Here is a 23624-nt window from a genome sequence, read left to right on the forward strand (position 1 = left end):
ACCTTATATTGTGGCAAGAATGACACAGGCTCTCACGGCAGCCCCCATAGCTATCCCCCTGAGCAAAATACTCAGACCTTCTTTCATTTTTGACATAATCCAACCTGTCTTATTCTGTAAAGCGTAAATCAGTATCAGACCCGTTTATCTTTTCAGAGTAATCTCAATGACTTTCATTCATGAAACACGAAGAAGTGTATTATTTCTGAACCCCATCCAGCAATGGCACTAAGCGCACGGCTTCGAGCATTTCTTTCTTGAAGGTATCTCCCTGACGGGTGATCAGCAATAAGTCCTGAACACCGCGACCTCCAACTGGAATAATTAGACGACCATTACCCTCCGATAACTGCTGCAATAGCTCCTCAGGTATCTGATCCGGGGCAGCTGTTACAATGATTCCATCAAAGGGGCTCATGACTGACCAACCCATACCACCATCGCTGAGTTTAAGCTGAGCATTGTGAATAGACAGCGTTCTGAGCAGTTTCTTTGCTCGCTCATGAAGGGGTTTGATTCGCTCAACAGAGTATACTTTCTTTACCAGCGGCGAAAGAACCGCTGTCTGATAACCTGACCCTGTACCTATTTCAAGTACTCTGTCGAGTGGACCTGCTGCCATGAGAGCCTGTGTCATTCTTGCCACAATATAAGGTTGTGACAGTGTCTGCCCAAAGCCAATAGGCAGGGCAGTATCTTCATAAGCTCTGTGAGACAGGGCTTCATCCACAAACAGATGTCTCGGTGTGTTGCGAATAACCTCAAGGACATCGGTAGAGTCGATCCCCTGATCTGAAAGTCGATTGATCAGACGCTCCCGGGTTCTCCGTGAGGTCATTCCTATACCATGAATATCAATCTCTTTCATATCAGCTGCCCAGCCATTCACTGAGCTGAGAAAGCGTTGAATGATGAGTCTGGTCATACTGAAGGGGTGTCACTGAGACTAAACCTTCAGCAATAGCATAGAAATCAGTGCCCTTGCCCGCATCCTGTCCCTTACCGACAGGAGCAATCCAGTAAACGGGCTTTCCCCTGGGATCCATTACTTTTAAAGGTTTCTCCGGTCTTTCCCTGTGCCCTAAACGAGTCACCGCCATGCCCTTGAGCTCTTCATAGGGTCTATCAGGAACATTAACATTTAACAGGGTTCCTTCTGGCAGGGATAATTGCGCAAGTCTGAGAATCAAATCTCTGACAACCTTGCCTGCTGTAATAAAACCTTGCTCTCCCTTGCCACAGGCAGATACAGCAATGGCAGGCAACCCCATAAAACGGCCTTCCAAAGCGGCACCTACCGTCCCTGAATAAAGAACATCATCACCCAGGTTGACACCATGATTGATACCGGAAACGACAATATCAGGCTTTTGCTCCAACAATGCATTGACCGCCAAATGAACGCAATCAGCCGGTGTTCCATCGACACTGTTAAAACCATTGGAATGTTCAGTCACCCTCAGGGGACGCCCCAGAGTCAATGAACTGCTCAAGCCCGAGCTGTTTCTATCAGGAGCAAAGACAATTCGCTCACCCACGCCTTCGAGTGAACTGTAAAGGGTGGCCAGCCCGTTGGCTGCGACACCATCATCATTACTTAGCAGTATTCTCATCAAATCTTCCTTCAATGCATTGCATAGCTTCCCTTAACACCGCTGTTGCAAAGCAGCCTTTTGGCAGAGAAAATTCAAGCTGGATACAATCACCTGATAACCATTTCCAGTTCATGGCTGCAGGCATTAGACGAATGGCTCTCCTCTCATGCTTTAAACCTGCTTGCTCCAGGCCCTTACTCAACAACGGGTTGCGACCTGAAATCCTTTTTTCCATCTTTCTGCAATCCGATCCGGAAAGCAACTCCCCTTGCCCCCACAGAGGAGCTGTCAATGAGACTTCTCCGGCTTCAATTCTTGTCATCAGGTTCTGGTCATGATCCCGCAGGATCAGACTACCACTGTCTTGAAAACCAGGTACATCACCCTCAAGGTAGCGGGTCCAGTTTTTCTGACTGACACGCTCAGAAAGGATCTGATTAAATATCCAGGATCGTGCTGCAGACAGATACATAGAGCGTTTGTTTTTATCAACCCTCAAATGACCGGAAAACATCAGTAACGCCCGATCAACGTTAGCCCCCTCAAGACCAAAGCGTTGTTCTCCAAAATAGTTAGGCACACCCTGATTGGCGATGACCCTCAGACGTTCATCCAACAACGCTTGCGAGATATCCACATGCCGCAAAGTGATGATAAAACGGTTGCCTTTCAGTGCACCAGTCTTGAGCTTTCTCCCATGTCGGGTGGCAGCGATAATATCCAACGACTCACTGTTCAGCTCAGACCATTGAGGAGAGTCTTGTCCGGGCAGCCAGACACTAAACCACTGACGTGTAACACCATGACGATCCTTGCGCCCCGCGTAACTGACTGCAGAGCGTTTTACGCCAGCAAACCTGGAAAGTTGTCCTGCTACCCAATCGGTATTTTCTCCAGTTTTCTGAACATTGATATAGGCATGTTCCCCTTCACCTTCCGGTACAAAGGGCAGCTCTTCTTCAACAATGAAATCTTCAGGCAGGGACTTGAAAGTACATCGTCCCAAAGGACCACCCCAGGAGTAAGCCCAGGATGATGTGTAAGAAACTTGATTCATTAAACAATAATCTTTTTGGGTAAAATGCAAACTGATCAGGAAAGTTGTCGCTTGCTGTGAGCCAGAAGCACCACTGCATGAACTGCAATACCTTCCTCTCGGCCGATATAACCCAATTTCTCTGTTGTCGTTGCTTTTACATTGACAGCTTCAGTTTCAATCTGAAGATCTTTGGCAAGGTTTTCCCTCATGGCTGGAATATGAGGAGCCATTTTTGGCACCTGGGCAACAATGGTACTATCGACGTTGATCACCCGATAGCCCTTTTCATGAATCAGTACCACCACATGCCTGAGAAGCTGTCGGCTATCAATTCCCTTATACCTGGAATCTGTATCCGGGAAATGCTGCCCGATATCACCCAGGGCAGCCGCTCCCAACAACGCATCACAGACGGCGTGAAGGAGAACATCACCATCAGAATGGGCTAAAAGCTTATGGCTGTGATCAATACCGACCCCACCCAAAAAGACCTTGGCCTCAGCCGTTGTTTCATCGGAAAAACGGTGCACATCAAAACCGTGACCAATTCGCATCATACCGTCTCAATCAGTTTGTCTTGCTGTTGAATGTAAAGAGCCGCAAGTGTTAGATCAGCACTTCGGGTCACCTTGATATTATCGCTGTGCCCTTCGACCATCAGCGGCCTGAATCCAGCGTATTCAATCGCGCTGGCTTCATCCGTGACAGGCATTTCATCATCCAGTGCTTTTTTGAGCGCGTCGTAAAGCAGCTTCACCCGAAACATCTGTGGCGTCAGGGCGTGCCAAAGAGCATTCCTGTCAACGGTCTCCGTCACTTCTCCAGCAGATGAAGTACGTTTCATAGTGTCTCTGACAGGTATTCCCAGCAAACCACCAATGGTATGGTCAGTTAACTGTTCTACCAACCACTCCAGGTCAGAGTGACGTATACAAGGTCTGGCCACATCATGAACCATCACCCAATCCTCGGCATCTGCCAACTCAGACAGGGCTTTCAGTCCATTCAGGACGGAATGGTAACGCTCATCCCCGCCCTGCACCAACATGATTCGCGGATCCCTTAACAGCTCAATCTCCTTGTAGCACTCATCTTCAGCACCAATGACAACAATCAGCTTCTCCAAAACAGAAAAGCTGATTAGACGTTCAATGGTATGCTCCATCAAGGTGCGACCATGAATCTCAAGATACTGTTTGGGAATTGCACTCTGCATGCGACGACCCACCCCGGCGGCAGGGATAATCGCCCAAAAACGGGGTTCATGAGGATTACTCGTTCTCACATTGTCACCTAAAAAGGTCAGAAGGAACCTGCTGCAAACAGACTGTGCTTCAATCTGTTGTTAATCCGAAATGTCACTTATACCGCACTATAAAATAGCTACAATCGCCAGAATTGTGGCATTTTCTATCCGATATTACGTCAACATCAAAGCGACGGTATGACTCAGTCGTAAATCAGATAAAACGTCTCATCTTTTTTGATCATCCCAAGATCAAGACGAGCCTGCTCTTCCAGAGTTTGCAGACCATGCTGCAGCTCAACAACTTCGGTAGCGAGTAGACGATTACGCTGATACAAACGGTCGTTTTCCCGTTTCTGCAGCTCAATCTGTTTTTGGATCGCTACCATTTCTGCTAAACTGCCTTCTCCCATCCAGAGTTGTATCTGAAGGGCCACCAGCGCCAGTAGCAGTAATGTATGCACCAGCTTTCGCATCTGAATCTCTCATTGTTTCCAGCCATTCAGTCTAACAAAGCCTGAAAAATGTGCCCACGATAAAAACACAAAAACTGGAATATGCGGAAAGTAAATCAAAGAGGTAAAACAGAAAGTCGTCACATTAAATAAAGGGAGGCTTACAGAAGCCTCCCGCTATTGATACGCTACTCAGATAACATTTCAGGCACGTTTGAATTCAGCAAGACCGCGGTATGGAGCCTTAGCGCCCAGCTCTTGTTCAATGCGTAGCAGCTGGTTGTATTTGGAAACACGGTCAGAACGACACAGGGAGCCGGTCTTGATTTGACCCGCAGCAGTACCTACAGCCAAGTCTGCGATAGTAGCGTCTTCTGTTTCACCGGAGCGGTGGGAAATCACCGCAGTGTAACCCGCGTCCCTGGCCATCTTGATGGCTTCGAGAGTTTCGGTCAGGGAACCGATCTGATTAAACTTGATCAGGATAGAGTTAGCGATGCCTTTTTCGATACCTTCCTTCAGAATCCTGGTATTGGTTACAAACAGGTCATCACCGACAATCTGGATCTTGTCGCCCAGGATTTCCGTCTGGTATTTGAAGCCCTCCCAGTCAGACTCATCCAGACCATCTTCGATGGAGATGATTGGGTACTCTTCACACAGTTTGGCCAGATAGTCAGAAAATTCATTAGAAGAGAAAATCTTGCCTTCCCCTTTCATGTTGTATTGACCGTTGACGTAGAATTCCGAAGCCGCGCAATCCATAGCCAAAGTAATGTCAGTACCCAACTTGTAGCCTGCAGCTTCAACCGCTTCTTTAATGACAGCCAGAGCATCAGCATTAGAAGCCAGGTTGGGTGCAAAACCACCTTCATCACCTACCGCAGTATTGAGACCTTTGGCAGACAGCACTTTTTTCAAGGCATGGAACACCTCGGCCCCCATACGCAGGCCTTCAGCGAAAGTTTTGGCAGCGACTGGCTGAACCATGAACTCCTGAATGTCGACGTTGTTATCAGCGTGCTCACCACCATTCAGAATGTTCATCATTGGAACTGGCATAGTGAACTGACCAGAGGTACCGTTCAGATCAGCGATGTGCTGGTACAGAGGAATGTTCTTATCGGCAGCGGCGGCTTTAGCAGCGGCCAGAGAAACCGCCAGAATGGCATTGGCACCCAGAACACTCTTGTTCTCGGTGCCGTCGAGCTCGATCATTGCCAGATCAAGTCCACGCTGATCACTCGCATCGCGACCCAACAGAGCTTCACGGACAGGTCCGTTGATGTTGGCCACTGCCTTGAGGACGCCCTTACCAAGGTAGCGAGACTTATCTCCATCACGCAGTTCCAGAGCTTCACGGGAACCTGTGGAAGCACCGGATGGAGCAGCAGCACGACCCATGGCACCCGATTCCAGAATCACGTCGGCTTCTACGGTTGGGTTACCACGAGAATCCATGATTTCGCGGCCTTTGATTTCAACAATTTTTGCCATAATAGCTTTCTCTCTACACAAATGCCGATAGACGATGAAAAGTATATTGTTTCAATCTCTGACAGAATTCAGCAAGACAAAATACTTTTCACAACACCATGTCTATGAAGGGAAATATACCTGACCTGACCGGGCAAGTGAGGAATCATCCTGCAGACCGTTGAACTCTGAGATTCATATCCTCCCAACCCAACCGTCTCAGCCTGGTTAGATAATAGTACTGATTCAAACTTCCAGTGCCATTATCCAATGAGGCTGCTTTCAGCTTCCCGGACGCTGTAATGCGGTCACTATACCAACTCCCGGCGGGTTATCAACTATTGCACAAGGCAACACCGAAGACATAAACATTAACATCTCAATTCAATGGAAGCCGTTGGTATCACTGTGAAGAAAAACAGGTAACAATGACTCAATGAAGCCTGATAAAAATGAACCCAATCTGCTTAAAGACAGAGCCCTTTGACATCATCAGTCAGATTGTTTGTGACAAAAAAACCGCCGGAAAATGGCGGTTTTTTTTACATCGAACAAAGCGCTTAAGCCTTAATCAATGGGTATCCAGTACAGGCATGGACTTAACGAGATCGTCAATAGCCTTCACCTGCATCAGGAAACCCTCCAACTGGGAGAGGCGCAGCGCCGAGGGGCCATCACAACGAGCCGCATCCGGATCAGGATGTGATTCAAGAAAAAGGCCTGCCAGACGAGTCGACATACCGGCCAAAGACAGCTCAGTCACCTGATGACGACGACCACCGGAAGCCGCCCCCATGGGATCTCTGCATTGAAGCGCATGGGTCGCATCAAAAATAACAGGAGACTGGCCAGTCACCTCTTTCATGGTACGAAAACCCAACATATCTACTACCAGATTGTCGTAACCAAAAGAAGAGCCACGCTCACAGAGAATAATCTGTTCATTACCCGCTTCAGCAAACTTATCGACAATATTGCCCATCTGGGAAGGGCTCAGGAATTGAGGCTTCTTGATATTGATCACAGCACCGGTATTGGCCATAGCAAACACCAGATCAGTCTGACGTGCCAGAAAAGCTGGTAACTGAATAACATCGACAACCCCGGCAACTGGCTGGCACTGATGAACTTCGTGAACATCAGTGATCACTGGTACGCCGAACGTTTCCTTCAACTCCTGAAAGATCTTCAAACCTTCTTCCATACCCGGTCCTCGGTAGGAATGGATGGAAGAACGGTTTGCCTTGTCAAAGGAAGCCTTGAAAATGTAGGGAATACCCAGTTTCTCCGTGACAGCAACATAGTGCTCAGCTACTTTCATAGCCATATCACGAGACTCAAGCACATTCATGCCGCCGAACAACACAAATGGCTTGTCATTGGCTACTTCAATAGAGCCGACAGAGACTACTTTCTGATCAGACATGTGCACTCTTAATCCTGTTGAGCCTGATAGTTCAAGGCCGCTTCAATGAATGATTTGAAGAGCGGATGACCATCCCTTGGTGTCGAGGTAAATTCAGGGTGGAACTGGCAAGCCACAAACCAGGGGTGTTCCTTTACTTCCACCATTTCAACCAGAGCATTATCTTCAGAGCGTCCGGAAATAACCAGACCTGCATCCTGCAAAGTCTCAAGGTAATTGTTATTGACCTCATAACGATGACGGTGCCGCTCAATGACAGTGTCTTTACCGTAGGCAGAATGAGCCTGTGTTCCAGAGATGAGGTTACACAGCTGAGCCCCCAATCTCATAGTTCCTCCCAGATCGGAAGCCTCAGTACGTGTCTCCAGAGCACCATCGGAAGACAACCATTCAGTAATCAAGCCTACCACCGGATGCTCGGCGTTTTGATCAAACTCGGAGCTGTTAGCCCCTTCCAGACCCGCTTTGTTACGAGCGTATTCAATAACTGCAACCTGCATACCCAGACAGATACCCAAATAGGGAATCTTGCTCTCGCGAGCATGACGAACCGCCTGAATCTTGCCCTCCACACCACGATGGCCAAAACCACCGGGCACCAGAATCGCACTGACACCTTCCAGACGACTCAGACCCTCCTGCTCAAGCAGCTCGGAGTCAACATAACGGATGGTGACCTTGGTACGGGTTTTCAATCCGGCATGGCGAACCGCCTCAATCAGGGATTTATAGGCATCCAGAAGCTCCATATATTTACCCACCATGGCGATGGTCACTTCTTTCTGTGGATGAGTGTCACGGTCCACAACATCCGCCCATTCAGACAGGTCTGCAGCCGGTGTATCCAGATTGAATTTATCGACAACAATTTGGTCCAGACCCTGCTCATGGAGCATCTGGGGAATGCGGTAAATGGTATCAGCATCTTCCAGAGAGATAACCGCACGCTCTTCCACGTTCGTGAACAGAGAGATCTTGCGACGGGCAGAGGCTTCAATAAACTGTTCGCTGCGGCAAACCAGAATGTCTGGCTGAAGGCCGATAGACCGCAGTTCTTTAACCGAGTGCTGGGTAGGCTTCGTCTTGGTTTCACCAGCCGTCTTTATGTAGGGCACCAGAGTCAGGTGCATCAGCAATGCGCGGGAAGAACCCAGCTCGACTTTCAATTGGCGAATGGCTTCAAGAAATGGCTGAGACTCAATGTCACCCACAGTGCCGCCAATTTCAACCATCGCTATATCAACATCGCCGGCACCCTGGACAACGCGACGCTTGATTTCATCAGTAATGTGAGGAATAACCTGAACTGTGCCGCCCAGATAATCTCCGCGACGTTCTTTGCGAAGAACATCCTGATAGACTCTACCCGTAGTAAAGTTATTACCTTGCTTCATGGTGGTGCGCACAAAACGCTCATAATGGCCCAGATCAAGATCGGTCTCCGCACCATCTTCAGTAACAAATACTTCACCATGTTGGAACGGGCTCATGGTACCCGGATCAACGTTGATGTAGGGATCCAGTTTAAGCATTGTCACCTTAAGACCGCGTGCCTCAAGGATAGCTGCGAGGGAAGCTGATGCGATGCCTTTGCCTAATGAGGAAACAACACCACCCGTGACGAAAATATAACGCGTCATTGTTATCTGCTGACTCTTAAATGCGGGAAAAAAATGGATACTCAAGATGGGAGATCAGGATACCAAAACCACTACTAAACGTAAAACACATACTGAGAAAATGCGTAGAAAGTTTAGTTTAAGTCCTGCTCTCGAGACTCAAACATCAGGACGCCAGGACAGGCGTCTGCCCAGACCCGGCTCACTGGTGTGGGTGACTGTCACAAACACTCCCGGTAAGGCCACCAGATCATCCCCGTGAAAAACAAAAGGAATAGACCCCCTGACCCAGGGGGGGACTTTATAGTCCTGCAACCAACGCTTGATCGTTTTACGACCCACACGTCCTTTCACAGCGACTTTCAGTCCTGCCGGTAGCTGAGAACGAAAAAGTATGCGTAATGGCGCTTCAGGGAGTCGCACATCCCCTCCCTCACCCAACGACAAATGCCCTCCAGAAAAAGGCAGTTCGATGGCTCTATCCTTGTCCCACTGCCAGTCAAAGCCTTCTTGCTGGATCAGCTCAGGTTTACGAAGCAGCACCAGCTTTCTGGCAAAGCGACGTAAGAGAAAAGCGCCTAAAGAGACAACTGGCTCAGCGTCCTCTGCCGCATCAATCAAATCTGTGAACAGGACATTCAACCGGACTCTGCCGGGCATTTGGACCTGATGAGTCGCCAGCCAATAACGAACGACTCTCCGGGCTGCTTTGCCATTAATAAGCTTGAGCGCTTCCAAATCTAAAACGCTGCGCTCACCCCACAAACAGGACGGTGGGGTTTGAATAATCTGCCGGGCATGATGTTCTGTTTGCTCAAGCATCATCTGATTCGCTTCAGAGACATCTTCAGAAAACTGCGCCAATCGAGCTGTGGCACCCGGCCAGACAGCCTCAATCTGCGGTATCAGATTTTGCCTCAGGAAATTACGACGAAACCTCTGATTTTGATTGGATTCATCTTCCACAAAATCCAAGTAATGATTTTTTGCATAATTTTCAATAGATTGCCTGGAAATATTAAGCAAAGGTCTAAACAGGACTCCGCCACCAAACTCCCTTGAAACAGGCATACCGGCTGCACCATCCAGACCACTGCCTCGCAGTAATCTGAAGAGCACCGTTTCCGCCTGATCGTTCTGATGATGCCCCATCAACAGACAACCACCTTCGGGAAGACAGCTCTCAAAAACGGCATAGCGCGCTTCACGGGCTTGTTGTTCTATATCAGAGGACGGCTCAATAACGACTCTAACCACCTCCAGAGGCACCTGCCATTGCTTGCAGAGAGACAGACAGTGTTCCGCCCAGGCATCAGCGTTATCACTGAGCCCATGATGAATATGAACTGCCGAGAGAGACCCAATCACTCCCTCTTCACGCATAGACACCAGTAAATGAAGAAGAACAGTGGAATCCACACCACCGCTGAAGGCCACTACAATGGGCTTCCCGGCAACCGTTTTGAGTTGCTCAGAGAGGTGTTCAATTAATGAGATAAATCCTTCACTCCCGGATGGAATGAAACACTTTTTCAATCGTTGATCCTTTTTAATAGGCTGATCAGCCATCAGACAGAGCCGTAATCCCTGATTCGCTGGTAACGGCTTTCAATCAATTCATCAGCGTCCATTTTCTCCAGTTTCAGAAGCTCCTCTTCCAGGGCATCACCTAGTGCAGCGGCCATCACGTCTGGCTGACTGTGAGCGCCACCGAGAGGCTCTTTGACCAGACGATCCACCAGCCCCAACTCCTTTAGCCGGGTTGCGGTAACACCCATGGCTTCTGCAGCGGTAGAGGCATATTCAGACTTCTTCCAGAGAATCGATGCACAGCCCTCCGGAGAGATCACCGAGTAAATTGAGTTTTGCAACATTAACAGCCGGTCACAGACACCAATGGCCAGCGCACCACCGGAGCCACCCTCTCCAATGACCGTAGAGATAATGGGCACTCTAAGACGGGACATAACGGCCAGATTGTAGGCTATAGCCTCACTCTGGCCACGCTCTTCTGCACCAATTCCCGGATAAGCACCCGGAGTATCAATAAACGACATGATGGGCATTTTGAATCGTTCGGCCATCTCCATGAGTCGACAGGCCTTCCGGTAGCCTTCGGGCTTGGGCATGCCAAAGTTACGAAGTACTTTTTCTTTGATCTCACGGCCTTTCTGATGACCAATCACCATCACCGGGCGACCATTGAATCGGGCAATGCCACCAATCATTGAAGGATCATCGGCAAAGTGTCGATCACCATGCAGCTCATCAAACTCAGTAAAAAGATGTTGAATGTAATCCAGAGTGTAAGGACGACGCGGGTGTCTTGAAAGCTGAGCTACCTGCCAGGCAGACAGATCAGAAAAAATCTGTTCAGTCAGGGTTTTGCATTTATCCTGCAGACGGCTGATTTCATCAGTAATATTCAGCTCGGCATCGCTGCTGACCAGTCTCAGTTCTTCGATCTTGGCTTCCAACTCAGCGATTGGCTGTTCAAAATCCAGATAGTTCGGGTTCATAGATTCCACTTCAAGAGTTCAGCATCAGCGAAAAATACGTAAAAGCGACCAGGATGTCGAGTGAATAAGAGTAAGCGTCTGTTACTGATACTCAACTTTGGCGGACTCCTTACCCAGCCATTGCCTCAAGCCCAGCACAAGATCATCACTGGGACTGACATTCCATTTTTCGCCTAACTGGAGACTGGCGGAAGCGTCTTCACGATTGTAGTTGACCTGCACCGGAAGCCGACCCGGATGCTGTTCGAGCAAGCCGGACATTTTGGTATGAAACGCTCTGTCCACCTGCTCACTGCTTAAATCTACCAGCAGCCTGCGGGCATAGTAGCTTCGGGCATCGATCAGGTTGAGGGCTTTCCTGGCCCTGACCTTGAGGCTACCAGAATAATCATCAAAACTGACCTCCCCTTCGAAGACAATCACCGTATCCATCTTGATAAGTGCCTGACATTGCTCAAAAACATCTGCAAAGATAGACACTTCAATCCGTCCAGTACGATCATCCAAGGTAACAAAGCACATTTTGTCGCCGCGTTTATTTTTCATGGTCCTCATGGCCACCACCAAACCGGCTATGTTCTGACTTTCTCCTCTGGCCGGCTGAAGATCCCTGATACGGTTACGAATAAAGTGCTTGATCTCCTGCTCATATTCATCAATGGGATGACCGGTCAGATACAAACCCAACGTGTCTTTTTCGCCCCCCAGCCTGACTTTGTCAGTCCACTCTTCGACACTGTCATACTTGTCATAGATATTCTCCTCTCCGGCTGGCACCAGTGCTCCAAACAAATCGCCATGACCAGAGTCAAAGCTCTTGGCAGCCTGATCTGCCGCCTTCATGGCTTCAGGCTGACTGGACTCCAATACCGCGCGGTTAAAGTTGTATCGAGACTTTTTACCCGGCGCAGGCCCCAGCAGGTCAAGGGCACCGGAACGAATCAAAGCTTCCAGAACCCGCTTATTGATACTCCTGGCATCGACACGCTCACAGAAATCAAAGAGATCCTTGAACGGGCCGCCAGACTTTCTGGCTGCAACAATAGACTCAATAGGCCCTTCCCCCACGCCCTTGATGGCACCCAGGCCATAAACAATATGTCCGTCGTCATTAACACCAAACATATAGTCACCACTGTTTACATCCGGCGGCAGGACTGTCAGTTCCATCTCACGACACTCTTCAATGAACGTCACGACCTTGTCAGTATTCTGCATATCCGAACTCATGACCGCCGCCATAAACTCAGCAGGGTAATGGGCTTTCAGCCAGAGCGTCTGATAAGAGACCAGAGCATAGGCGGCCGAGTGAGATTTATTGAAACCGTAACCAGCGAATTTCTCCACGAGGTCGAAGATTTTCATCGCCAGTTCGCCATCAATCCCCTGCTTGATAGCCCCTTCTTCAAAGACAGCCCTCTGCTTGGCCATTTCTTCAGGTTTTTTCTTACCCATAGCCCGACGGAGCATATCCGCACCACCCAGGGTGTAGCCTGCCAGCACCTGAGCGATCTGCATAACCTGCTCCTGATAAAGGATGATGCCATAGGTAGGCTGAAGAATCGGCTGAAGCCACTCATGCTGATATTGAGCATCCGGATAGGACAACTCTTCCCGGCCATGCTTGCGGTTGATAAAATTATCCACCATGCCCGATTGCAGCGGTCCCGGGCGGAACAAAGCCACGAGAGCGATAATATCTTCAAAACAGTCGGGCTGAAGCCGCTTGATCAGATCTTTCATACCCCGGGATTCAAGCTGGAAAACGGCTGTTGTCTCAGCTCGCTTAAGCATGTCGTAGGAGAACTTGTCCTCCAGATCGATCATCATGATGTCGAGTTCATCCTCGCCAAGCTGCTGGCGACGGGGATTGATCATTTTCAGCGCCCAGTCGATGATGGTCAGGGTTCTTAGCCCCAGGAAGTCAAACTTCACCAGACCGGCTGACTCAACATCATTTTTGTCAAACTGGGTAACGACACCGCTACCGGATTCATCACAGTAAAGCGGAGCAAAATCTGTCAGTTTGGTGGGTGCTATAACGACACCACCGGCATGCTTACCAACATTCCGGGTAACCCCTTCCAGCTTGAGCGCCATATCCCAGATTTCCTTGCCATCTTCATCGATATCAAGAAAATCCCTGATCATGGCTTCCTGCTCATAAGCCTTGCTGAGCGTCATACCAATTTCGAAGGGGATCATTTTCGAGAGCCGGTCTGCCAGACCATAGGACTTACCCTGCACCCTGGCTACGTCCCTGACCACCGCTTTAGCCGCCATGGTACCGAAGGTAATTATCTGGGATACCGCATCACGGCCATAAGTTCTGGCCACATAATCAATAACCCTGTCCCGGCCATCCATGCAGAAGTCGACGTCAAAGTCAGGCATGGATACACGTTCAGGATTAAGGAATCGCTCGAACAGCAGGTCGTACTGAATAGGGTCCAGATCAGTAATTTTTTGAGCGTAAGCCACCAGTGAGCCAGCACCGGAACCACGACCCGGCCCTACCGGAATGCCGTTATTTTTAGACCACTGAATAAAGTCCATTACGATCAGAAAGTAGCCCGGAAATCCCATCTGGAGAATAATATCCAGCTCGAAATCAAGACGATCCCGGTACACTTTTTCTTTGCTCGCGTATTCAGGATCAGCAGGGTTCAGAATGGTTTGCAAACGCTCGGTCAAACCATCGTGAGAAAACTTCCTGAAAAACGCATCCATCGTCATCTCTTCAGGGATGGGAAATTCTGGCAGAAAGTACTCGCCCAGATGCACATATACCGAGCAGCGCCGGGCAATTTGCACTGAATTTTCAAGCGCTTCAGGTATGTCGGAGAAGAGTTCGCACATCTCTTCTTCCGTTTTCAAATATTGCTCTTCGCTGTAGCGCTTGACCCTGCGCGGGTCGTCCAACGTTGAACTTTCACCAATGCACACCCGGGCTTCGTGGGCTTCGAAGTCTTCTTTGTTGATGAACATGACATCGTTGGTGGCCACCACCGGACAATTGTATTTTTCAGCCAGAGTTATGGAGCCGTGCAAACACTCCTCATCACCGGCTCGCGAGGTTCTGTGAAGCTCAAGGTAGTAACGCCCCGGGAAGGCTTCCATCCATTCGGTCAAAAGCTCACCTGCCAGCGCTTCATTGCCATTGAGAATAGCCTGACCTACATCCCCTTCCCTGGCAGCTGACAGCGCTATCAGGCCTTCAGATTTTTCCTGAATCCATTCCCTTTTGACAACGGCCCTGCCATGGCGCTGATTTTCCAGGAATGACCGGGAAATCAGCTCTGTGAGATTTCTGTAGCCATGCTCATTCATGGAAAGCAGCACAAGTCTGACAGGCTCAAGAGCCGGATCAGAATGCGTCACCCAAAGGTCAGCCCCACTGATTGGTTTAATACCCGCCCCCTGGGCACCGTTATAAAATTTTACCAGTGAGCAAAGGTTCGACTGATCCGTAACAGCCACAGCAGGAAAACCCTGCTCTCCAGCTGCCTTGATCAGGGGCTTGATGCGGACCAGGCCATCGCTCAGGGAAAATTCTGTATGAAGTCTCAGATGTATGAAACGTGCAGGCATGAGTGAAGGTAAACCGACTAATGGTGATTTTTAATTCTAACAACAGAGCTGAGTTATCTGCCAGCTCTGTCAAACCCCTGATGCTTCCAGTGCTTCACGGACGGGCCTGAAAGAACGACGGTGAATAGCTGTCGCCCCGAGTTTTTTCAGGGCATCGATGTGAACTTTGGTTGGATAACCCTTGTGACCAGCTATCCCGTAACCCGGATAAAGCTTTTCCAGTTCAACCATTTCACGATCACGTGTTACTTTCGCCAGAATGGAGGCTGCCCCAATCTCTGGAATGCGTCCATCCCCTTTCACCACAGCCTCAGCAGGACATGGCAGATCAGGACAGCGATTACCATCGATCAAGGCCAGTTCAGGCTTCACTGAAAGGCCTGCAACCGCCCTCTGCATGGCCAGCATAGTAGCATGAAGAATATTCAGTTCATCGATCTCATGAACTTCAGCCCTTCCGATGGACCAGGCCAGTGCTCTCTCTTTGATTTCTTCAAAGAGAACGTCACGTTTCTTTTCAGACAGTTTCTTGGAATCATTCAGACCGACGATGGGATAGGCAGGATCGAGGATAACAGCAGCCGTGACTACCGGACCACAGAGCGGACCTCGACCCACTTCATCGACACCACAAATCCGTGTCACTTTCTCGGGGACAGTGAATAAACCCAGATCATTTTGTTGCATTGTATTTTCCTACCACTGACATCACCGCCTCATAAGCCAGTGCACTGGCATCTCGCTTTAGGGTTTTGTGAATCGCCGTAAATTCCCGCACCAGATGATTTCGCCATTCTTGATCGTCTAATGCCTTTATCATGGCTTTATGGAGCTTTTCAGTGGTCGCATCGTCTTGCAACAATTCGGGGACACAGGGCTCGTTCGCCAACAAATTCGGCAACCCTACATGATCTACTTTCACCAACCGGCTGAGAATGGCAAAACTCAATGACGCCATTCGATAACTGATCACCATGGGCTTCTTGTGCAGAGCCGCCTCAAGGGTAGCAGTTCCCGATGCAATCAAAATGGCATTGGCTGCCGCCATCATTACGGACGTTTTACCAATGGCAACCATGACATCCAGATCCGAAAAATCTTCCAACAGTGGCAGTAGCTGTAACTTTCTCTTTTCACTGGCGCAGGGAATCAGGAACCGAATATCGGGATGATCTTTCTTTAACAGACGCGCCGTTTCTAAAAAAAGCCTCCCCAAACGAGCTACTTCCGCTTTTCGACTGCCTGGCAACAGGGCCACCACAAGCCCTTCTTCAGCTATTCCAAGACAGCGTCGAGCTTTAACAGTGTCCGGCTCCCGGGCCACCTGATCGGCCAGAGGATGACCAACAAACGTCACCGGGACTCCATGTCCCTGATAGTAATCCGCTTCAAACGGAAGCAGCGCGAGCATATGATCAACCGAGCGCCTGATTTTTTTCAAACGCCCTTCCCGCCATGCCCAAACCTGAGGACTTACATAATGAACGGTGGGTATCTGATTGGATTTAAGGTACTTTTCCAATGGCAAGTTAAAGTCAGGCGCATCAATTCCGATAAAAACATCCGGCTTTTCTAACACAAAGGTTTCTTTCAGCTGCCTGCGAATGCCTAATAACTCTTTCAGTCGTCCCAGTACTTCAACAAGCCCCATCACCGAAAGTCTCTCCATGGGAAAAAGACTCTCAAACCCTTCGGAGATCATCATCGGGCCACCGATTCCGTAACATCGGGCATCAGGATGATGGCGTTTGATCTCTTTGATCAGCGCTGCCCCCAGAAGATCACCCGAGGCCTCCCCGGCCACCAGAGCAAATGACAGTGTTCTGGACATTCCTATTTACCGTGAAAAATATGTGGCTGGCAGGAAAGGCCGAATCCCGGAATCAGCGTGTGATACCGCGAGTCGACGCTTTCAGAGAATCAATCAGCAACTGGATTTCAGGCTGTTTCTCCATGGATTCAAGCCTGCCCAGTGCCTCATTGGTTCGCAGACCCTGTCGATAGATCAGCTTGTAACACTGGCGTAATCCCCGGATCAGTTCCGGACTGTAACCACGGCGCCTCATCCCCTCAAAGTTCATGCCATGCGCCTTGGCCGGGTTGCCACTGACCATCACGAATGCAGGAACATCCTTGAAGATAGCAGTGTGAGCAGCACTCATACTGTAATCACCGATTACACAGAACTGATGGACGGTGGTAAATCCGCCAAGGATAACCCCATCACCGATCCTGACATGACCTGCCAGCGTAGCGTTATTGGCCATGATAATGTTATCGCCAACGATACAGTCATGAGCCACATGGACATAAGCCATCAACAGGTTGTTACAGCCGATCCGGGTGATCGAATGATCCTGAGTAGTCCCCCGATGTATAGTGCAGCCTTCGCGGATTACGTTATTGTCGCCGATTTCCAGCCAAGTCCTTTCACCTGCGTACTTCAGATCCTGACAATCTTCGCCGACACTGGCAAATTGAAAAATACGGTTATTTCTACCTATTCTGGTGTGCCCTTTGACAACCGCATGGGCGTGAATTTCTGTTCCAGAGTCAATTTCAACGTTTGCGCCGACAACGGCATAGGGTCCGACCTTTACGTCCGGTGCCAGAACGGCATTCGGATCGATGATGGCTGTCGGATGAATCAACTCATCTCGAACAGCATTTGATTCTTGGCTGGAACGGGAATCAATCAAGACTATAGTTCCTTTCTTGCACAGGTTATTTCAGCAGAACGCGCTATCTTACCACCAACCAACCTTTGACAGGAGAACTTCCAGATATTTCTTTTCAAGGTTACAAGTTCAGCCCTGTCTTCCTGCCTGACTTTCATCCGGAAACTCAGAATATGAGACACCTGCTCCGTGGACTCAGTTAACGGAACACCCGGCTAATGACAACAAAAGGCTGGAAAACCAGCCTTTTAGCAATGCGTACCGATTGAACAGTACATAAAAACACCTCTCACTCGTCGAGTCGACGTTCACACTGCTTCAAACGTTTGGCCATGTCGTCAAGCTTCCTGAAGCGCACTGCATTCTTTCGCCACTCCGCAACCTCCATCATGCCGGTTCCGGAGGCGTAGGCACCTGAGCGGGATATGGACTTGGTGACCATCGCCATTCCAGACAAATGAACATGATCAGCAATAGTGATATGCCCCGCAAGACCCGAAGCACCCGCAATAGTGCAATACTCACCGACCCTGGTACTACCGGAAATACCAACATTGGCAGCAATAGCGGTGTGCTTGCCTATCACCACGTTGTGAGCAATCTGGACAAGATTGTCGATCCTGACGCCGTCGTGTATCACCGTATCACCCAATGCGCCACGATCAATACAGGTACAGGAACCAATCTCAACATCGTTACCAATAACCACTCCACCAATCTGGGCAATTTTATGCCACCGGCCATCTAAACAGGCATTACCAAAACCATCAGCCCCAATAACAGCATTGGCATGAATAATACAGCGTTCACCAATAAAAACACCGTGACAGATTGAAACATTCCGACAGACATGACTGTTCTTGCCAATAACAGTGTCATGACCAATCACAGCACCTGAATCAATGCGAACACCTTCAGAGATCTGAGTTCCCGATTCAACCACTACCTTAGGACCTATTGCGGCCGATGGATGAATCTCAGCGTCTGAAGCAATAACTGCAGAGGGGTGGACACCTTCCGGCTGCCCTTTATCGGTATCGAAGAGGTGAGAAAGAGCAGCATACCCCAGGTAGGGATTGTCAAGAACCAGTGCATTTCCAGCCCATGTCTCAGCCTGAGCCGGGGCCAATATAACGGCACTGGCCCCAGTGTTCTTCAGATAGCGGGCGTAGGCGGGGTTCGCTAAAAAAGCCAGCTCCCCTGAAACAGCATCCTGAAGGGTGTTCAAACCAAAGATACACTCGCCAGGATTACCCTTGAGTTCAGCATCAGCCCTGTCAGCCAGCTCAGACAGGGTAAAGGAAAAAGACTGCTTCATGAATTACTTCAACTTGTTCATGCGCTCAATCACCTTGCGAGTGATATCAAACCCGGGCTTGACGAAACGCGCAGCACCTCTCTCCAGAACCAGATCGTAATCCTGCTCTTTAGACACTTCCTCGATTGCTTTTTCAAGCTTCGGCCTCAACTTACCCAGCTCAGTCTGATCAGAACGGGCTTTTTCGCTACGCAACTGTCGATCTTGCAGCTGCAGATCTTCAAACTTACGCTTGATCTCAACCTGCCGACTCTCACGCTGGCCTTCAGTGAGCGTGGGACCGTCTTTCTGAAGCTTTTGTTCCAGTGCTCTGAGTTCATCCTGCAGTGCTTTGAGCTTCTTGATTTTAGGAGCAAACGTCTTTTCAGCTTCTTTGGCATACTTTTTAGCTGCGTCTGATTCCAGAACAGCCATCTCTGAATCCACAACAGCGATTTTTTGTGCCTGCGCTAACGGAGATAACAGTAGCAGAGCAACAAACGCCAATTTGATCGATTTCAAGTTCATTCTCCTGAATAAAAACGCAAAGTCCAAAACTGAGTATACCTCTGTATACCAGAAACTCTCTGAAGCCTGAAATACTCACCCGATAAATTCTAAAACAGCTTCGGAGCTTCCCTACAACGGCATGCGAGAACCGCCTCATTATAATGAAATGGCACTATATCGCATCTATTTATACTACTGTGCTTGTATAGAATCAGTAAAAAGTGACCGCTTCTTAGGGCAAAAACAGTGGGCACCTATCGTATACAGAACCATGATTCTATATTGTCAGATCATGGAAAAAGTCAGGGGAAAGTAAAGTTGAAAGCCAACAGGAAGTCATCTGGCCAGCTTTCATCATTATAGTGCCTTCTGACAATCTCATTGAGAGCTGCGAATGTCGACAAGCTGCCCCCAATAAGATCATGAAAGCCTCTTAAAAAGGTGTACCGAGGGAGAACGCAAACACCTGAGTCTCGTCTTCTCCTTCGGGATTGAGGGCTTTGGCCAGACTAAAAGTCAGCGGTCCAAGCGGCGTAATCCAGGTTAGTCCCACACCCACACTGTAACGGAGCGAACCAAAGTCTGGCTGCGAACAATCCTTGATGTCACCACTGGGACAGCTGGTATCAAAGACATTACCGTAATCAAAGAACAGACTGGTTCTTAACGAACGCTGATCTTTTACAAAAGGCAGAGGGAAGAGCACTTCAGCGGTACCCTCGAAGACAAAATCACCGCCAATGGCGTTGTAATCATTGTCATTCTTCTCTTTAGCTTTAGGACCCAGAGAGTTGTCTTTGTAGCCACGAACAGAGCCAAAGCCACCTGCATAAAAATGCTCGAAGAAAGGTATATCAGTGGTATCACCATAGGCTCCAATATAACCAATTCTGGTAGAAATGCGCCCTGTCAGTGAGCCAGTAAAAGGATAGAAGTACTGACCACGATAAATGAGCTTGTAGAAATTGACATCCGATCCCGGAATGGTCACCTGCACCGAGGCGCTCTGAGAATAACCCCGTGTAGGCAGCAAGCCGCGATTCAATTCATTTTCAGACCAGCTCAGCGTCGATTTGATGTTTGTGAAACTATCACCATTCTCTTTCAAATAGTCGAGAATATAATCCGGTGTTTCTGAACCCGTTGTAATGCTGGTAGCATCAACACCCAACCCCATACTGATAGACTGAGTTTCCGAAATCGGGTAACCAAAGTTAACATTCGCACCGGTCGTGTCTGCAGCGTAGTTCGAAATATCTGTATCACTGTAATCATAAGAACGATGGTACAAGTTAAAACCACGGCTCACACCATCTACGGTGAAGTAAGGATCCGTAAAACTGAAGTTATAAAGCTGGCTGACATCACTCTTGTTCAGACCCACAGATACTTTGTTACCCGTCCCCAGGAAATTGTTCTGACTAATAGAGCCACCCAACAACAGACCATCAGACTGGGAGAAACCCACACTGGCTGAAATACTGCCCGAAGGCTGCTCTTCAACGGTATAGTTTACATCGATCAGATCACTGGTTCCGGGAACCGGAGGTGTTTCAATATTGACTGACTTGAAGAAACCCAGACGCTCAAGACGCACCTTGGACTGCTCAATTTTCTGAGTGTTCGCAGAAGCCCCCTCCATCTGACGCATCTCACGACGCAGAACCTCATCTTCGGTTTTGGTATTTCCAGAGAAGTTAAGCCTGCGAACATAAGCACGCTTACCGGGATCAACAAAGAAAGTCAGGGAAACGGTCTTCTTTTCGTGATCCGGAGTAGGTATACCCGTCACATTGGCAAAGGTATAACCTTCATTACCGAGACGCCTGCTCAGAATTTCTTCTGTTGTGGTAATCACACGGCGGGAAAATACCTGTTCAGGCTTGGCCAGCAACAGGCTTTTGGCCTCTTCCTCAGGGATAATTAAGTCGCCCGCCAGCTTGACATCACTAATTGTGTATTTATCGCCTTCGTCAATATTCACTGTGATAAAGACACTTTGTTTGTCTGGGCTGATCGACACCTGGGTGGAGCGAATATTAAAGTTGATGTAACCACGGTCCAGGTAATAGGAGCGGAGTCGCTCCAGATCACCCGATAACTTTTCACGGGAATACTTATCGCTGGAACCAAAGAATGAAAGCCAGTGAGATTCTTTAAGTTCAAACAGATCTAGCACATCTTGCTGAGGAAAAACCGTGTTACCAACAACATTGATATGTTGAATGGTCGCGACCTTTCCCTCTTTGACATTAATCGTTAGCTTGACCCGGTTTCGAGGCTGAGCTTCAACATCAGCGGTAATTCTCGCACCGTAACGACCCTGAGCAACATACTGACGCTCCAACTCAAGTCGAATAGCCTCCAGAGTTGCCTGCTGAAAAATCTCACCTTCGGCCAGGCCCGACTTGCTCAGGCCCTGTTTGAGATCATCCGTCTTGATGGCTTTATTACCCTTAATGACAATTTCACTGATGGAAGGTCGCTCAATAACCGAAACGACCAGAACATCGCCATCTCTGGCCATTTGAATATCTTTGAAATACCCTGTCCGGAACAGGGATTTAGCTGCACTGGAAATCTGCACAGATTCAATATCATCGCCAACTTCTATGGGCAGAGCATTAAATACTGTACCGGCTGAAACCCTCTGGAGGCCATCAATCCGGATATCAGACACTACAAAAGCGTTAGCACCTGACGCATAGGCCATTGAGCCAATCAGCAGAGACAACAGTGATCGCTTCATGGAATCCGTTCTTAGTCCGTGTTCATTTTTCACTCTGGGTAGTCGCATCAGAAAAGCCGGCTTATGTCATTATAAAGAGCCAGCATCATTACACTGACCACCAGAGTCACCCCAATTTTCAACCCAACCATCTGAGCCTTTTCAGACAGCGGCTTTCCTCTGACCCATTCCACCAGATAAAACAACAGGTGTCCTCCATCCAGTACAGGAATAGGCAGTAAATTTAAAACCCCAAGACTGACACTCAACATAGACAGGAAGTAGAGAAAATTCTCCAGCCCTGATTGCAGGGATGCGCCAGCCACTTTAGCAATGGTAATGGGACCGCTCAAGTTTTTTACCGAAACCAAGCCAACAACCATCTTCCACAGCGACTCAAGCGTCATTTCCGTCAAAGCTGACGTAGCCTGAATGGCTTTAGGAATTGCAGACAGAGGGTTAAATTGCAAGGTTCTGATCATATCGTCAGGCCAGGAGACTGACTGAACACCTGCACCGATATAACCGACAAGCTGACCCTCCACCTCTTTCTCACCGGGCGTCATGGTAATGCTCCGGAGACTACCCTTTCGCTCAATTTCTAATTGCAGTGTTTTGCCAGGGTGACTACGAATCAGGTTAACCCATGCCAGCCAATCCTGTACAGGCTCACCATTGGTTTTGAGGATTTTGTCACCCGTCTGAAGGCCCGCCTGCTCGGCAGCACCACCCGCTACAACCTGACCGATAACGGCTGGTATTTGAGGTGAATAGGGGACAATCCCCAGCGCTTTGACTGGATTCAGATCCTCTTGACCTACCAGCCAGTCGTTCAGAGGCACCTGCCTGACGACTTCACTCCCTACCGGCTTTTGGCCGGGGATTCCCTGCCTGACAGTTACATCGACAGAACGATTGTCGCCAATAAACGACAAAAGCTCCATATTAACCTGCTGCCACCCGGGTGTATCTGCCGAACCGATTCTTAAAATCTCATCTCCAGGCTGAATACCAGCCACGGCTGCAGGAGAGTCAGGTAATACTTGCTCAACCTGTGGTAGCATGGTCTTTACGCCCAGTACATACATTAACCAGAGCGCGGCTATGGCCAGCAGGAAATTAGCGATCGGCCCCGCGGCCACAATCGCTATCCGGGAGAGGACCGGTTTATTGTTAAAAGCGAACGCCTTCTCCGATTCGGGTACAGGCCCCTCCCGCTCATCCAGCATCTTGACATAACCACCAAGAGGGATGGCTGCAATCACGTATTCAGTGCCCTGACGATCGGTGCGACTCCAAAGTGGTTTGCCAAAGCCTACTGAAAAGCGCAGTACCCTGACACCACATCGCCGAGCCACCCAAAAATGACCAAATTCATGAATACTGACAAGAATCCCTAACGTTATGACAAAGGCCAGAAACGTCTGCAAAGTTCCAAATATCAT

At 49.0% G+C, this 23624-nt stretch carries 19 protein-coding genes; all 19 read right to left on the reverse strand.

The annotated features are described in order from the left end of the window. Nucleotides 1-199 precede the first annotated feature (199 nt). Nucleotides 200-868, reverse strand: coding sequence for a protein-L-isoaspartate(D-aspartate) O-methyltransferase (locus tag KDK18_RS12625; protein ID WP_257255283.1), 669 nt, complete (start codon nucleotides 866-868; stop codon nucleotides 200-202). 1 nt (nucleotide 869) lies between these two features. Further along, the gene (surE, locus tag KDK18_RS12630) at nucleotides 870-1613 is read right to left on the reverse strand and encodes a 5'/3'-nucleotidase SurE (RefSeq protein ID WP_257255284.1); all 744 of its coding nucleotides are present in this window, start codon (nucleotides 1611-1613) and stop codon (nucleotides 870-872) included. Next, on the reverse strand, nucleotides 1594-2652 hold the full coding sequence (gene truD / locus KDK18_RS12635; protein WP_257255285.1) for a tRNA pseudouridine(13) synthase TruD: 1059 nt from the start codon (nucleotides 2650-2652) through the stop codon (nucleotides 1594-1596). The genes surE and truD overlap by 20 nt, the downstream gene beginning before the upstream one ends. A gap of 35 nt (nucleotides 2653-2687) precedes the next feature. Then, nucleotides 2688-3188, reverse strand: coding sequence for a 2-C-methyl-D-erythritol 2,4-cyclodiphosphate synthase (gene ispF, locus KDK18_RS12640; RefSeq protein ID WP_306670930.1), 501 nt, complete (start codon nucleotides 3186-3188; stop codon nucleotides 2688-2690). Next, entirely contained in the window at nucleotides 3188-3919 is a 732-nt protein-coding gene (gene ispD, locus KDK18_RS12645) for a 2-C-methyl-D-erythritol 4-phosphate cytidylyltransferase (protein ID WP_257255287.1), read from the reverse strand. Before ispD ends, ispF begins: the two co-directional genes overlap by 1 nt. Before the next feature lie 164 nt (nucleotides 3920-4083). Then, the gene (locus KDK18_RS12650; RefSeq protein WP_257255288.1) at nucleotides 4084-4356 is read right to left on the reverse strand and encodes a septum formation initiator family protein; all 273 of its coding nucleotides are present in this window, start codon (nucleotides 4354-4356) and stop codon (nucleotides 4084-4086) included. 183 nt (nucleotides 4357-4539) lie between these two features. Continuing rightward, nucleotides 4540-5832, reverse strand: coding sequence for a phosphopyruvate hydratase (gene eno / locus KDK18_RS12655; protein WP_257255289.1), 1293 nt, complete (start codon nucleotides 5830-5832; stop codon nucleotides 4540-4542). Between the two features lie 550 nt (nucleotides 5833-6382). Beyond that, the gene (gene kdsA / locus KDK18_RS12660) at nucleotides 6383-7237 is read right to left on the reverse strand and encodes a 3-deoxy-8-phosphooctulonate synthase (protein ID WP_257255290.1); all 855 of its coding nucleotides are present in this window, start codon (nucleotides 7235-7237) and stop codon (nucleotides 6383-6385) included. A gap of 8 nt (nucleotides 7238-7245) precedes the next feature. Beyond that, complete coding sequence (locus tag KDK18_RS12665; RefSeq protein ID WP_257255291.1) at nucleotides 7246-8877, reverse strand: CTP synthase; 1632 nt, start codon at nucleotides 8875-8877, stop codon at nucleotides 7246-7248. A 138-nt stretch (nucleotides 8878-9015) separates the two neighbouring features. Next, nucleotides 9016-10425 (reverse strand): tRNA lysidine(34) synthetase TilS, encoded by a 1410-nt coding sequence (tilS, locus tag KDK18_RS12670; RefSeq protein WP_257255292.1) that lies wholly within the window; start codon nucleotides 10423-10425, stop codon nucleotides 9016-9018. Beyond that, nucleotides 10425-11375 (reverse strand): acetyl-CoA carboxylase carboxyltransferase subunit alpha, encoded by a 951-nt coding sequence (locus KDK18_RS12675; protein WP_257255293.1) that lies wholly within the window; start codon nucleotides 11373-11375, stop codon nucleotides 10425-10427. Before KDK18_RS12675 ends, tilS begins: the two co-directional genes overlap by 1 nt. A gap of 81 nt (nucleotides 11376-11456) precedes the next feature. Then, the gene (dnaE, locus tag KDK18_RS12680) at nucleotides 11457-14966 is read right to left on the reverse strand and encodes a DNA polymerase III subunit alpha (protein WP_257255294.1); all 3510 of its coding nucleotides are present in this window, start codon (nucleotides 14964-14966) and stop codon (nucleotides 11457-11459) included. 69 nt (nucleotides 14967-15035) lie between these two features. Further along, entirely contained in the window at nucleotides 15036-15653 is a 618-nt protein-coding gene (rnhB, locus tag KDK18_RS12685) for a ribonuclease HII (RefSeq protein WP_257255295.1), read from the reverse strand. After that, nucleotides 15640-16797, reverse strand: a complete 1158-nt coding sequence (lpxB, locus tag KDK18_RS12690) for a lipid-A-disaccharide synthase (protein WP_257255296.1) — start codon at nucleotides 16795-16797, stop codon at nucleotides 15640-15642. Before lpxB ends, rnhB begins: the two co-directional genes overlap by 14 nt. A 52-nt stretch (nucleotides 16798-16849) precedes the next feature. Continuing rightward, nucleotides 16850-17617, reverse strand: coding sequence for an acyl-ACP--UDP-N-acetylglucosamine O-acyltransferase (gene lpxA, locus KDK18_RS12695; RefSeq protein ID WP_257255311.1), 768 nt, complete (start codon nucleotides 17615-17617; stop codon nucleotides 16850-16852). A gap of 316 nt (nucleotides 17618-17933) precedes the next feature. Further along, nucleotides 17934-18962: a UDP-3-O-(3-hydroxymyristoyl)glucosamine N-acyltransferase gene (gene lpxD, locus KDK18_RS12700; protein ID WP_257255297.1), complete on the reverse strand. Its 1029-nt coding sequence runs from the start codon at nucleotides 18960-18962 to the stop codon at nucleotides 17934-17936. 3 nt (nucleotides 18963-18965) lie between these two features. Continuing rightward, nucleotides 18966-19463, reverse strand: coding sequence for an OmpH family outer membrane protein (locus tag KDK18_RS12705; protein ID WP_257255298.1), 498 nt, complete (start codon nucleotides 19461-19463; stop codon nucleotides 18966-18968). Nucleotides 19464-19884: 421 nt separating this feature from the next. Next, on the reverse strand, nucleotides 19885-22200 hold the full coding sequence (bamA, locus tag KDK18_RS12710) for an outer membrane protein assembly factor BamA (protein WP_257255299.1): 2316 nt from the start codon (nucleotides 22198-22200) through the stop codon (nucleotides 19885-19887). A gap of 47 nt (nucleotides 22201-22247) precedes the next feature. After that, nucleotides 22248-23624: a sigma E protease regulator RseP gene (gene rseP / locus KDK18_RS12715; RefSeq protein ID WP_257255300.1), complete on the reverse strand. Its 1377-nt coding sequence runs from the start codon at nucleotides 23622-23624 to the stop codon at nucleotides 22248-22250.

The organism is Endozoicomonas sp. SESOKO3, assembly GCF_024606255.1.